The sequence below is a fragment of the candidate division WOR-3 bacterium genome (genome assembly GCA_016934535.1).
Lineage (GTDB): Bacteria > SDB-A > SDB-A > SDB-A > SDB-A > JAFGIG01.
Genome location: JAFGSQ010000010.1, coordinates 51,304 through 65,119, shown reverse-complemented (window position 1 = coordinate 65,119; position 13,816 = coordinate 51,304). Strand labels below are relative to the sequence as shown.

7 protein-coding genes are annotated in these 13,816 nt (G+C 43.2%); 4 read left to right on the top strand and 3 right to left on the bottom strand.

The genetic code is table 11. From position 1 onward, the window contains the following. Positions 1 to 136: 136 nt before the first annotated feature. From dapF to JXL83_02035, 4 genes are read left to right on the top strand one after another with little or no spacing between them, the layout of a single operon-like run. Entirely contained in the window at positions 137 to 955 is an 819-nt protein-coding gene (gene dapF, locus JXL83_02050) for a diaminopimelate epimerase (GenBank protein ID MBN2362895.1), read from the top strand. Then, a complete protein-coding gene (locus tag JXL83_02045) occupies positions 945 to 1,682 on the top strand; it encodes a tetratricopeptide repeat protein (protein ID MBN2362894.1) in 738 nt (245 codons plus the stop codon). The genes dapF and JXL83_02045 overlap by 11 nt, the downstream gene beginning before the upstream one ends. Further along, positions 1,675 to 3,435 (top strand): cation:proton antiporter, encoded by a 1,761-nt coding sequence (locus JXL83_02040; GenBank protein ID MBN2362893.1) that lies wholly within the window; start codon positions 1,675 to 1,677, stop codon positions 3,433 to 3,435. Before JXL83_02045 ends, JXL83_02040 begins: the two co-directional genes overlap by 8 nt. Next, positions 3,432 to 7,043, top strand: coding sequence for a tetratricopeptide repeat protein (locus tag JXL83_02035; protein ID MBN2362892.1), 3,612 nt, complete (start codon positions 3,432 to 3,434; stop codon positions 7,041 to 7,043). Before JXL83_02040 ends, JXL83_02035 begins: the two co-directional genes overlap by 4 nt. Here the strand turns inward: JXL83_02035 and JXL83_02030 are convergent. From JXL83_02030 to JXL83_02020, 3 genes are all read right to left on the bottom strand, one after another. After that, on the bottom strand, positions 7,021 to 8,217 hold the full coding sequence (locus JXL83_02030; protein ID MBN2362891.1) for a class I SAM-dependent rRNA methyltransferase: 1,197 nt from the start codon (positions 8,215 to 8,217) through the stop codon (positions 7,021 to 7,023). The genes JXL83_02035 and JXL83_02030 overlap by 23 nt on opposite strands. A gap of 107 nt (positions 8,218 to 8,324) precedes the next feature. Then, a complete protein-coding gene (locus tag JXL83_02025) occupies positions 8,325 to 10,178 on the bottom strand; it encodes a right-handed parallel beta-helix repeat-containing protein (protein MBN2362890.1) in 1,854 nt (617 codons plus the stop codon). A gap of 256 nt (positions 10,179 to 10,434) precedes the next feature. Further along, positions 10,435 to 13,809, bottom strand: coding sequence for an AAA family ATPase (locus JXL83_02020; GenBank protein MBN2362889.1), 3,375 nt, complete (start codon positions 13,807 to 13,809; stop codon positions 10,435 to 10,437). Between the last annotated feature and the right edge of the window lie 7 nt (positions 13,810 to 13,816).

Here is a 13,816-nt window from a genome sequence, read left to right as displayed (position 1 = left end):
CTTTCTAACATAAAAACAGTTTTATTTTTTCAAACTATGAACTTGAATTTGTTATGGAATTCGTGCAGAATAAAGAAAACAGTCAAAATTAAACCGGATTTTACCGGTTTTAAAATTAATGAAGAGGAGCCTGTCAATGGTTTTTTATAAATATCAGGCCGCAGGGAATGATTACATCATTATAGACCTCTTCAACAAAGAACTTATGGGGATTCCCCCGGGAGAACTCTCGAAAATACTCTGCGACAGAAGGATGAAAATAGGCGCCGACGGCCTTTTACTGCTTAGCAACCATGAAACATGCGATTTCAAATTGAAAATATTCAACAGTGACGGCTCGCCTGCTGAAATGTGCGGAAATGGACTTAGGTCTGCTGTTTTGTATTTTTACATGAATGTTTTGAGAAAAATCGACTTCAGAGTATACACGGATTCAGGAGAAAAAATTTGTGAGATACTTGATTACGACGGAAAAAACAAAGCTTTAATCAAAACCTCAATCGGAAAGCCTGATTTTGAATCTTTAAAGCCAGGAAACGCATTTCCCGCAAAGCTCAATTGCGGATCTACGGGAGAGTTTTTCTGCGTTTCAATCGGCAACCCTCACGCGGTGGTTTTTGTCGAAGATGTTTTTCAAACTGATTTGAAATCGCTTTTTGACTGTGTCTCTTCATCAGGCGTATTTCCAGGCGGCGTCAATGTTTCGGCGGTAAAAATCGTCGACAGGAACCGTTTTTCTCAAAGAGTATACGAGAGGGGCGCGGGAGAAACACTTTCCTGCGGAACCGGAGCCGCCGCTGCTTTTTCAGTTCTCAGGAGAATTAATAGAATTGAAAAAGAAGCAGTGGCGGAACAGAGAGGAGGGAATATAACGATCTCTCAAAATGACGACGGCGTCGTTTTCATTTCGGGCAAAGCCGAAGAAGTTTTTAAGGGGGAAACAGGTGAAATATAAATTGTTTGCCGGGTTTTTACTGTCAGGCATATTGCTGAACTGTTCGAAAAGAGCGAACTTCGACGAACTCATAGATTCAGCCGCCTTCCATCTGGAACAGATAAACAGACTGAAAACAGAGTATGAAGATACCGATGAAGTACGGGAGCTTCTTAAAAAGGCTCTTTCTGAGAGTAAAAAAGCGGTTGAAATAAACCCGGAATCTCCAACGGCGAACGGATTGTACGCCAGGGCTCTGTTTGCATGCGGAGAAACAGAGAAAGCTCACGAGGCGGCCGAAATATCTATTGTCGCTGACTCACTGAACTTTCATGGGAATCTGGCCATGGGAAACATTTACAGGAAGATCGGGGACCTTGAAAAAGCGGAGTATTTTTATTCAAAAGCTGTCCTTTCGGATTCCTCAGACGTTTACGCCCGGTATTCACTCGCTCTTTTATTACAACAGAGAAGAAAACTTGCCGATGCCGAGGGCATTCTTGAACGCTTGGTGCAAATCGAACCGGATAACATCCGTTTTCTATATTCTCTCGCCGCAGTAAACGAAGAGCAGGCAGATCTTGTGAAAGCTGAAAGGCTTTTCAGGCTGTTGTCCGAAAAGAGACCTGAAGATCCTGAGCTTTGGAGAGCTTACGCAAGACTTCTGGAAAAGGGAGGAGATACGGTCAGAGCCAAGACACTGTATTACAAAGCGGATTCCATCGAGTACATACTGTACAATGAATAGCTACGGTCTTCACATACTGACAATCGGATTGCTGATTCTTGCGGGAAACCTCGGCGGAAGAGTGGCAAGAAGGATGAGAATCAGCGAGATAATCGGACAGATACTGGGCGGAATCGTTATAGGTCCTCTCACTATCCTCGTTATGAGAAACATTTCCGACAAAGTTGCCGAAGTATATTCGAAAGAATTTGTTTCTTTTCAATTTATTATATTTGCTTTCCTTTCGCTGATCGCTTTCGGCATAGGGGAAGAACTTCATTTCACAAGAATGAGAAAAATCCTGAAAAAAGTTTTTTGGGTTTCGATCGCCAACGTCGCAATGACATTTACTGTGGTTTTTTTCTCATTTTATTTTTACGGGAAGATGTTTGAAGAATCCGGAATAGATTTGTTTATATCCCTTCTCATAGCGTCTATAGCAATAGCTCAGTCTCCGGCAATTATTTTTGCGATAATGAACAGATATGAAATCGAAGGAGACATAAGAAATATAATAGGAAACATCATGGCCATAGTCGACCTTTTCGCAATACTCATTTTTTCCGTTTTAATTCAGATAAAAACACAGACAGGCGGGGAACTATCCTTTACGCAAACCACCAAAGACATCGGTGTGGCTGTATTGATAGGCATAGGGGCGTTCGTATTTCTCTGGATCCTGATTCACGGGATCGGAAATAGCGATAAAAAGAGGCGCATGGATTTTTTTATGGTCAGGCTTCTTTCCGAGCACCCGGCTCCTTCCATGGAGATGTTTTTGACTGTAGCGGGGATTGTAACCGTCATTACAGGATTATCAATACTTCTCCACCTGCCTTTTCTCATAGCGGTTCTGGTCGCAGGAGCGCTGATATCAAATTTTTCGGGATCGATGGCCTTTGACTCTATGAAAATCGAGAACATTATGCCCGCTTTCAACCTGCTGTTCTTCGCTCTTATCGGAGCGGAGATTGATTTTGCAAAGTTCAGCACGCCAATTCTTTCGCCGATTTTAATTTACATAATAAGCAGAGGCGTTTCTCAGTACGTCAGTGTAAAATTCGTTTTGAAACTTATGAAAAATGAACCGAAAATAGTAAATTGCGTACCTCCGCTCATGGTTCCTCAGGACGGCGTCGCGGCGGTGGAATCGGCTTTTCTCGTCAGCATTCTCGGTGAAAAAGGGCAGACTGTCGCGGACATAGTCATTCCCTCCCTTGTATTATTTTCAGTGTTCGGGGTTTTTGTCACTGAAAGATACATAAAAAAATGGCAGACATGGGTAATCGGTGAAGAAGATATGGTAAAGAGTCCGAGAGTTTTGCCGAAACGCCATCGTTTCAGTAAAGATGACATCTCCTGCATCCGCCTCGACGGAATTTATGACAGGAAAATGACCATAGACGCACTGGCGCGAGAGGGCGAGAAAAAGGGATTTTTCCCCGACCGAATGGCTGTGATAGACGCTTCGAATGTCAGAGAAAATCTGCAGGAGACAATCCTCTCGGATGGAGTCGTGCTTCCTCATTGCAGACTGCGAATAATGAAAAAGCCGAAAATTGTCATAGCAATTTCAGAAGAAGGAATATCGTGGGGGAAAAAGGCGAAAAAAGTAAATGTAATTATCCTTCTCGTTTCCCCGACGCTTTCTCCGGAAATGCACCTCGGCGCTTTGTCGTATATAGCGCACGCGTGCAAAAACTCTGACAGCTTTAAAAATTTAAGCGGTGAAGAAATCCGAAACACACTGATTTCATTGCAGGCGGCCACATGATGAACAGCTGTTTGCCGTTTTTTCTTTCAGATAAATTTTCCAGGGGTGAGCTTTCTGGAGTTACGCAGGGCTCAGCTCTTTTCACTGATCTTGGCGGTTTTACAAAAATGACAGAGATGTTCTTCAAAAAAGGAGACGCTGGCGCCGAAGAAATCTCAAGACAGATTCTGTGGGTTTTTGATTTGCCTGTCAAAACTGTCCATAAATACGGAGGCCACATAACTACGTTTGCCGGAGACGCCTTTACAGCGATTTTCCCCGGGGACGACGGGAAAAAAGCATATTCCGCTGCCGTTATATTGACTTATTTTTTCGAAAGGGAAGGCAGGCGGGAGACGGAACTTGGTGAACTCAATTTCACCTGCAAATGCGGCGTGGGAGCCGGAGGTATAGACTGGAGGGTCATCGCATTAGACGGGACTTTAAACTCGTATCTTTTCACCGGCCATGCCATATCGGAGGCAGTAAGGGAAGCAGAGAATGTCACGGCGGGAAAAATCGGCTGGAAAGGAAGCTTGAAAACAGTCATGCCGCAGAACGAAGAAGTGAAATTGTCCGTTCCTGACGAAATAGTCGCAAAATTTGTGTCTGAGTCAGTAATGAAAGCCGGTGAAAGAGGAGAACTCCGGCACGCTACCCCCGTTTTCATAAAGATAGACGAAACTGAAACGGCAAAACAGGACGAGGTCATAAGGAACATTTATGAAACGGCAATTAAATACGGCGGTTTCCTCAACAAAGTGGATTACGGAGACAAAGGGACGGTGGCTATGGTTTTGTTCGGAGCGCCCGATGCCAAGGAAAATCCCGAAGACCTCGCCGTTAAATTTTCACTGAAGATCAAGAGCCTCGGATTCAACCTGAGGGCGGGTATTGACAGCGGACTTGTTTATGCCGGAAGAACGGGCGGATCCGAACGATTCGAATGGACTTGCCTCGGAAATGTTGTCAATACTTCGGCGAGAATAATGAGCGCCTGCGGAGAGAGAGAAATTTTAGCGTCAGAAAGAGTTAAATCGAGAACCGATAAAGACGCGTGTTTCAAGCCTTACAAGGAAATGCTCTTTAAGGGCAGGTCAACCCCCGAGAAAATATTTGAAATAGAAAATCTTAAGGAAAGCAGGGGCATTGTCTTCAAATACAAAATGGTGGGCAGGGATAATGAATTGAGAAGATTAACCGATTTTACTTCGTGTATTGTCGGTCAAAAAACAAACGCGGGAGTTTGCTACATATACGGTGACGCAGGCATTGGAAAAAGCAGGCTTGTGTGGGAGCTTATAGAACAATACAAAAGAGAAGGAACAGCGATTACGGTGATGCATCTCCAATGCGAAGACACGTCCAGGTATCCATGGTTTCCCGTGTCGCAATGGCTTATAGATTTTTTCAATCTCGACAAAAATTATTTGTCGGCTGATAAACTCATGGATGAAATTGAAAAAACCGGCATACAATGGTCTTCGAAGAAAACCCCGGCCATTGCAGATATAATCGGAATGCCTCCCGCCGATGAAATCTACGAAATGCAAGGCGAAGAAAGAAAAAAAGAAAACCAGATTTTTGCGCTGAAAGAATTCATAAAAGCTCTGTCGAGGAAAACGCCTTTGATTGTATTCGTGGATGATTTGCAGAATGTCGACGAATTGACGATCGATTGGCTTTCAGCCGCAACAAGAAACGTGCCCGATTACCCTTTTGCCGTCATATGCACTTCACGATTTGACGAAAAAGGAGGCAAACCGAGAATAAATCTCGACAGAAGAGTAAAAGAGACGGAAATAGATCTTCGTGCGTTTGAAACGCAGGACCTTATTGTAAAAATGTTCGAACAGATTGCAGGCGGAGAACCGTCTGAAGCGGCAAAAAATTATCTTTTCGACAACACGCAGGGAAATCCTTTTTTCCTCGAACAAACTATCGTATTTTTAAAAGAACAGGACATGCTCAAGGGCTCCCCTATGGAAATATCGGGGAAAATTGAAAGACTTCCTGATTCTCTCTGCGATCTTCTGACGGCGAGACTCGACTCGATGGACTACGAACTGCGCGAAATAATAAAGAAAGCCGCTGTCATAGGAGAAAGATTTCTCGTAGACATCCTGAGGTCCATTATAGACGAAGGAATAAAGGAAGAATTAGAATTTTTCCTCGACAAGGGAGAGCAGGGGCAGATCATTGCCAGAGAACTCAATTACGAAGATATATACATGTTTAGGCATGCCATGCTGAGAGAAGCGGCCTACCAATTGTTTTTGCCTTCGGAAAGAAAAAAACTTCACAAAGAGATTTTCGAAGTCGCTGAAACGAAACTTTCCAGAGGGCTTGAAATGCACACGAAGCTTCTTGTCGAACAGTCGGAGAAAGCCGAAGAATGGAGAAAATGGGCGGAATACGCACACGAATATATGAAGATAATGCTCAAAAAAAATGCCAATCACGAATTATTGCGGATATGCAGAAAACTCGCGGAACATCACAAAAAAGAAGGAAATGACCAGAAAATGGCTGAAGCCGAGTTGACCGAGGGCAGGATACTCAAAAAGACAGGCAGATTAAAAGAGGCACGGGACAGGATTTCGAACGTCATTGAGATTTTTGAAAAATCAGGCGGTGACAATTCTCTTGCCGACGCAAACAACGAACTCGGGACGGTATATCTCGGAGAAAGGGAATTTGACAACGCGTTGCTTTGCTTTGAAAAAGCGCTCGAATACGCGAAAAAAGCGGGTGAAAAAAGCATGGAGAGCAGAACACTCGGCAACATGGGCGTCCTTCATGCGACAAAGAAAGATTTCAAAGAAGCCCTCGAAAGCTACGAAAAAGCCAAAAATATAGCGATAGACATCGGTGACAAGAAATTTGAAGCTTTGGCCCTGTCGAACATAGGGGCAATTTTGGCGCAGCAGAAAAAATACGAAGAAGCCGAAAGATGTTTCGACAAAAGCTACGAAATCGCCCTGAAGAACGAATTTAACGAAGAGAAAGCCGGAGCGCAGATAAATCTCGGCAACCTGGAAGCCATCAAGGGAAAAATAGTCGATGCCGAAAAACATTTTACTGAAGCCATGAAGATATTCAGGGAAGCGGGAATAAAAGAAGGCGAAGCTTACAGTCTTCTCAATATCAGCGAAATGAAAAAACACGAAGACAAATTTGACGAGGCGTGGAAGTACAGCAGAGAATATCTCGAATTGGCCAAAGAGACAGGGAACATTGGCTGGGAAATAAAAGCACTTTGCCAGACTGGAGATTTGAAATACAGGATGTCGGAGGCCGAGGAAGCTGTCAGATATTACAACGAGGCATTAAAACTCTGCGAAATACGGAACGATTTGGAAATCGAGACCGAAATTCTTTTCGAAATAGCAAAGCTTTACAGGAGAATAAACGATTTTTCAAAAAGCCACGATTATCTCGACAAGGCTTTCGAAAGATCCGAAAAATTGGGAAATCCATCCCTGAGAAGCGAGATAGCCTATAATATCGCCTGCCTTTTTGCGGATTGCAACTCCTTCAAAAAAGCGGGTGAATATCTCGACGTCGTTAAAAATCTCGGGGATAAAGAGGGCAAAATAAAGGCTTTCAGGGAAAAATACGGTTATTGAATCCCGTTTTTCTTAAAACAGCGCATTTCAGATACCAAAAATCTTCCATGGGCAAGAGAGCCGGGTGATCTTTCGGCTGAAATGTCAGGGACAGAAGGTCGAAACTTGTTCTACGGTCGGCCGATGCGGATTTGAGCATGCCGATGAAAGACGAAACGTCCAGATGCTGTGAGCAGGAACAGCTGACGAGAAATCCTTCATCTGAAAGCATGTCCATGGCACGCATGTTGATTTCTTTGTATCCTTTAACACCCTGTTTGATTTTTTTTCTGTCTTTAATGAAAGCCGGAGGATCTAAAATGATTACGTCGAACTTTTCTCCGGTCTTTTCCATTTTTTTTAAATACGAAACAGCGTCGGCCTTCACGAAGTAAGCCGATGCGCTAAATGAGCCCAGAGAAAAATTTTCTTCAGCTGTTTCGAGGGATTTTTTTGAACAATCGAGGAAAACGACTTCTTTTGCACCGTAAAAGGCAGCATGGATTCCGAAGGCTCCATTGTTGCAGAAAGCATCGAGAACTCTTTTTGAATTGGAAAAACCGGAAAGCAGAGTGTAGTTCTCTCTTTGATCGAGAAAGAATCCTGTTTTCTGAGCTTCTAGAAGGTCAACAGAAAATAAAACTCCGTTGATTTTCACCGGTTTTTTCCTGTCAATTTTGCCGTAAACGCAACCTTTGAATTGTTCGAGCCCTTCCTTGATCCTGATTGGAGAGTCAGATCTTTCGACGACAAAAGACGGATTAAAAATTTCGATGACGGACTCCAGAATGAGATCTCTCATCTTGTCAGCGCCGAGGGTTGACAGCTGAAAAACCACGGCGTCTTCGTATTTGTCAATAACAAGGCCGGGAATACCGTCTGCTTCAGAAAAAAAGACCCGAAGGCAATTTTCCAGCGGGTATATCAGCTTTCTCTGATGCCACGCTTTATTTATAGTTCTCTTGATAAAAGCGAGATCGATAGGCTCGTCGCGTCTCGTTAGAAAACGAACGGTGATTGAAGATGAGGGATTGTAATATCCTTTTCCGAGAAATTTATTTTCCGAATCATACACGTCGGCGATGGAACCGGGCGTGAGAGAAGAGGAGACCAGGTCAATTTCATTGCCCCATATCCAGGGATAACCGCGTACCGCTTTTTTTTCGGCATTTTTTCTAAGTTTGATTAAATTCACAGAATATCTTCAGGTATTTAAAATTGATTATATAACGTACGGCACAATATTGAACACGAAAATTTTTACAGTGATTTTCCGCTGTGACAATCAGATGTGAAAAGGGGTTACAGAGGGTTTATTTTTGACATTTTGCGAAAAAAACATGTTCCTTCTTTTTGAACTGATACGAAATAAACACCCGGACAAAGATCTGCCGCAGAGAAGGAAATTTCGGGTGAATCATTTTGAAGAACGCCTCTGTAATAAAAGCCTGCGTTTCTCCCTGAAACATCAAGAACAAACACTTCTATGAATTCACCTGAATATTCTGAAAAGCGGATAAAGACATTCCCTCGGCCGTCGCTGAGAAAATAAAAAGGGTCGCAGCTGAAATAAGAGTCACGATTGATTTCTTCGACGTAAGTGAGCTGATTGTAGTACAATGCGCCCTGGTCTGCTCTCGTTCCGTCCAAATCAGGTGAAGAAGAAGGGTCGCCGGCGTCTATGCAAGGAGATCTCGTGCTGTCGTGCAAAGGGAAATTTGCCCATGTAATTTGAAGATTCGCGGACTCTGTGTCGGCAAATATGGGGTATTGCTCTATGCAGCCTGTTCCGAACCACTGGTTTCCCGTTCCACCCTGTAAATCGGAATATATGACGGAGACAGAGTTGGGAGAGGAATATGAAAAAGCGTTGGGTAAATCGCTCCACGAGATTATGTTTCTGCAGACAAAAACTGAAGTTGATTGTTCGGAATAATAATAGATACCGCCGCCTTCCAAAGCTCTGTTGGCGAAAAAGGTCGAACGGTCGAGTAAAATCGACCCCGACGCGGAAGCCGCCGAGAGTCCTCCTCCTACATTCCCCGCAGAATCCCTGAAAAAAATGTTCCCCGCCAATACCGACACGGCAAAATCCGACGTAAAAGAGATTCCTCCTCCATTGTCCTGCGCCGTGTTTGCGCTGAAAATATTATCCTGTATGGAAGACGTTCCGGTTCCTATCCATATCCAGGCTCCTCCTCCGTCTTCGCCCGAGTAATTTGAATTAAATTGATTTTGTGAAAAGTTGAGAGTACCGGAATTGAGGTGAAGAGATATTCCTCCGCCGTTCCAGTTCGTCGTCGTGTTGCCGATGAAATTGTTTGAACTGATGCAGACAGATCCGCTGTCATTCACTCTGACAAAAAATCCGGCTCCGTCGAGAACCGCATGGTTTGCCGTGAAAGTGTTGTTTTGAGCAAAAAGAGAGCTGTTGGCGCCTAAAAAATAAGTAAACAAACCGCCTCCGCCGTCTTGAGCGTAATTTCCAGAGAAACTGTTTCCGGTTGCTGATGCCGATCCGTTCTCGCAATACAGCAATGCTCCCCCGGCGTCGTCACCGTTTGCCCTGTTGCCGTTAAAAGTGCTGTTCGTCAATGCTATAGACCCGGAGGTTGATCCTGCGTTAAGGCCCCCTCCGTCATTGGCGCACGTGTTGTCGTCAAAATGACAGTCGGTAACAAAGATGTCTCCGGAATTGGTTATCAGAGCGGCTCCGCCGCCAATTTCCTGAGCCTGGCATTGTTCGAACATACAATTCGACATGAATATTCGGCTTGATGATGTTTCGACAAGAACGCCTCCTCCGTTAGATGCGTTACCGCCGTGAGAGAAACCCACTCCGTTAATTGCGATGTCTTCGGTCGAGTAAACTGAAACAACGCTCAGCAGTCTGAATGTACCGTCGCCGGTAAGGACAGTAGAGTCTGAACCAGCTCCGGCAATAAAAACACCGTAACTTTCAGCAGAGTTATACAACAATGCGGATGTCAAATCATAATTTCCTGCGGCAGCTATAATCGTGTCGTTTTGTCCGTTCGAAGCCGAAATAATAAGAGCGTTCTGAAAAGAGGATTCGTCGTTGACGTAAAAAACGGCCGAATGCAAAATGCTTGGGAGGATCGCCGCTGAAAACAGCGAGACCATAATTTTAAGCATCTCTTTTTCCTCCTGGTTCCTGAGTGTTTTCGCTATTCATGCAAAAAAGCGTTTTTCCGCAGATAAAACAGTATTTTGCAAAAGGAGACCTCACGGGGGTTCCGCAATGCGGGCAACAGGATATCATGTTATCGCCGCAGTAAGGGCATGCCGATTCATTATTTCTTCCCAAATAATGACAGCGGGGACACATTATCAAACTGTTCTTCATTACAAAAATATTATAAGGAAAGGGTATTAAAATTTAATTAAAAGCTTAAGTGGCTTCGATGCCTTTTACAAGATCGCGGGTTTTTTGTTCCGGTGTAACGCCGAGTTCGGCATCCAGAAGCCTGCAAAGTCTTTTGTATTGGTTCAAAACGCTGTTCCTGTCGCCCGCGAGAATGTAGGATTCCATCAAAAATCTGTGTGCTCTCTCGTCGAAAGGATCCGTGGAGAGAAGAGTATGAGAAAAATTTCTAAGTTCGTTGATGTCGCTTCTGTCCGCGGCTATCTGAGCGAGCCACAATAAGGCTTCTTTGATTTTTTCTCTGTAAATCAATTGCTCGTCGTCAATTGCAAGAGCGTACATCTCCGGAAGAAAATCCCCTTTGTAAAGACTGACGGCTTCTCTCGCGTATCGTTCGGCAGAATGAGATTTAGCTCTGTTTTTTTCCTGTTCGAAAAAAGCGTGTATTTTATCGAATTCGTAGCAATCTACGGTGAATTTACTGTTGTCGAGCCTGTAAAAAGGTTCTTCGCAGATAACTGCTTCTGCGCCGATTGTCTTTCTTAAATGCGTCAGGGTAACGTGAAAATTGTTTTGGGATTCTTTGGGTCCTTTGTCAGGCCAGAGCTGATTTTCAAGCATTTCTCTAGTCGCGCCTTTACTACCGGAAAAAACCAGCAGGAGGGCGAGAAGTTCCTTCGCTTTTCTCGATCCCCATTCCCTGTCTGAAAAAACTCTTTTCAATTCAGTGTCTTCCACCGTCAAACCGCCGAAGGTGGTTATTTTAAGTTTTTTACTCTTTGATTTTTTTTTAACTCCGGTCAAAGAAAGGTTTGGAAAAGGCGTTTTCAAACCGGATCTGGCGGCGAAATATTCCGTCTGTTCAGGCAAACGCATCTTTTCGAAAAGATCAAACGCCTCAAGAAGATACTTGTTCCCTTTTTCACCTTTTAAACACAGACCGAATTCGGCTTTCTGCCTTGCGAGAGAGAAAACCGCTCCTGATTTTTTAAGTATGTTTTCAGCCAAAATGAATTCATCGACCGCTTTTTTGGGGTTGCGGAGAAGAGCCCGAATTTGAGCTTTTCTCGAAAGAACGACTGCCTCGAGGATTTTCATCTTGTTTTTTTTACACAGTTCAAGCGTCTGTTCAAGTGAGTTCATGGCTTCATTAAATTGGCGTTTTTCCTGCTGTATATACGAACCTGTAAGAGAGAGCTCGGTTTTCAACGAACTTTCCAATTCTCCGAAATGCTCACGCGAGATGTCCAAAAATTCTTTTTCGGCTCCGCTGAAATCCATCTCTTCCAGCAGTATCCGGCAGAGTTTGATTCTGGATTCAAGAACGAGTGCACTCATCCCCTTTTTTTCGGCAAGTTCCCTGCAAGTAAAAGAATGCATTTTTGAAAGGGCTAAATCTTGTTTTATGAGAGCAAAGCTCGACAGAAAATCGTGAGTTTTGGCGATTTTCATTGTATTTCCTGTTTCATGGAATAATTCAAAGCTCTCTCTCGTGAATTTCAGAGCGAGGTCGATTTCCCCGATTTCGCGAAGAACCAGACCAAGATTTCCGAAAGAGACGCTTTTGCTGTTTTTATCACCGGCTTTGTCGGCTATTTCAACAGAAAGCTCATATATGTTACGCGCTTTTTGTAGTTTACCCGTGAGAAAAAATATCGAACCTAAAAGATTCATCGGGTACCATTTTCCTGACGGGCTTATTTTTGAATCGATCTCTTTTATCAGGATTTCGCATTCAGAAGAGGCTTTTGTGTAATGTCCCTGTTTTGTGAGTAAAAGGCAGTTGTTGTATTTCAGTTTCCACTTTTCTTCTTTCATTCTCTCCGGTATAAGGGAGATTGTCTCGTCCATCAGTTTCCTGGCTTTTTTATACTCGAATCTTTCGAGATAATTCCTCGAAAGGAAGTTTGACAAAGAGACAGCGTCTTGAATAAGACCCGCCGAAAAAAGCCGGGTTATTAAATCCGTGTATTGCTTTTCATTAAAGGCTTCAGATTTAAGGTTAGAGAAAATTATAAGCAGCTTTGATTGGACTTCAAGAACGTCGGTATCACTGAATTCTGGAATTTCTTTCATCAATTGAACCAGCATTTTCATGTATTCCGCAACACTTTCCCAATTCTGAATTTTTTTGTAATGATCGGCGGCCGCTTCAATTTTCTTTGCGAGTGGAATATTATATTCATCAGACGTCAAAAACCTCGTGAGATGGTAGGTTTCTAAAAGCGGGTCCTGAAATTTACCTTTCGAGAAAAACCTGGCTGCTTTTCTGTGGGATCGTTTTTTGTCACTTTCTTTTGTGATTTCGAAAATCGCTTTTCGAATCAGCGGATTTTGAAAATCGGTCAGAGAGTTTTCGTCCTTGACAAGAAAATTTTTATTCACGAGTGACGAAATCGTCTTAATCGGGTCGGAAACAATGTTTTCTGAAATAAATACGGCGGCCTGTTCCGGGAAAGCGCTTTCCAGGACTGAAACCGAAGAAAGCAAAGCATATTCTTCTTTTGAAAGTTTTTCAAATTTCTCTTTCAAAAAAACAGCGACGTTTTCCGGAAGTTTTACGTCCTCATAGAAATCGTCAACTTTCCATGTCCCGTCTTTGTAATATATTATGTTTGACCGCAAGAGAGTTTTTATAATTTCGTCAATGAAAAAAGGAATTCCTTTTGTTTGGAAGTGAACCCATTCTACGAATTCACGGTTAATATGTTTTTGAAAAAAACAACGTAGTGAATCCTCCACCATTTTCACATCCAAAGGTTTCAATACGATTAGTTCGGAAGAAAATCTGGCTGAAGAGAGAAATCCTGTGTTTAGTGCGCCGGCAATCACAAAGATGGAACAGTCATAGATGTTGGATCCCAGATATTCGAGAAATTCGATTGAACCTGAGTCCATATAATCCGCATCGTCAATAACTATTACCAGGGGCCACAATGAGGATATTTTCTTTATGATTTTTAAAAAAGAATCAAAAACGGCTTCTTTTCCGGCCGGGGGTACTTTTAGAACGGAATACGGATAATGTTCGGAAATCAAAGGGCAATAAGCGGATATGATCCTTGCGGTGTCGGCAGGGATCAGCGAAGCGATTAGTTTGGATTTTCCTTTTTGAGAATTCAGAAAAGAGCTTATCAAAAAGGAAAACACGGACATGAAGGTAACTTTTCCCGAAGCTTTACCGTGAAGAACTATGAAAGGAGGGCAGAGGATTTTCGATCGGAATTCTTCGAGAAAACGGGTTTTTCCTATTCCGTCTGCACCCGTAACAAGAGCGAATATCCCTTCACCTGAAAGAGTGTACTGCAGTTTTGCAACAAGCATGGAGATTTCACGCTCTCTCCCCTCCAGGGTGAGTTTTTTGTTCAGGATTTCGGCTGCTTTTTGTTCATTTTCTGACATTCTTAGC

What these genes read in the sequence shown, in the direction of transcription:
- dapF (MBN2362895.1), top strand. Translation starts at nt 137, where the DNA reads ATGGTTTTTTATAAATATCAGGCCGCAGGGAATGATTACATCATTATA.
- JXL83_02040 (MBN2362893.1), top strand. Translation starts at nt 1,675, where the DNA reads ATGAATAGCTACGGTCTTCACATACTGACAATCGGATTGCTGATTCTT.
- JXL83_02035 (MBN2362892.1), top strand. Translation starts at nt 3,432, where the DNA reads ATGATGAACAGCTGTTTGCCGTTTTTTCTTTCAGATAAATTTTCCAGG.
- JXL83_02025 (MBN2362890.1), bottom strand. Translation starts at nt 10,178, where the DNA reads ATGCTTAAAATTATGGTCTCGCTGTTTTCAGCGGCGATCCTCCCAAGC.
- JXL83_02020 (MBN2362889.1), bottom strand. Translation starts at nt 13,809, where the DNA reads ATGTCAGAAAATGAACAAAAAGCAGCCGAAATCCTGAACAAAAAACTC.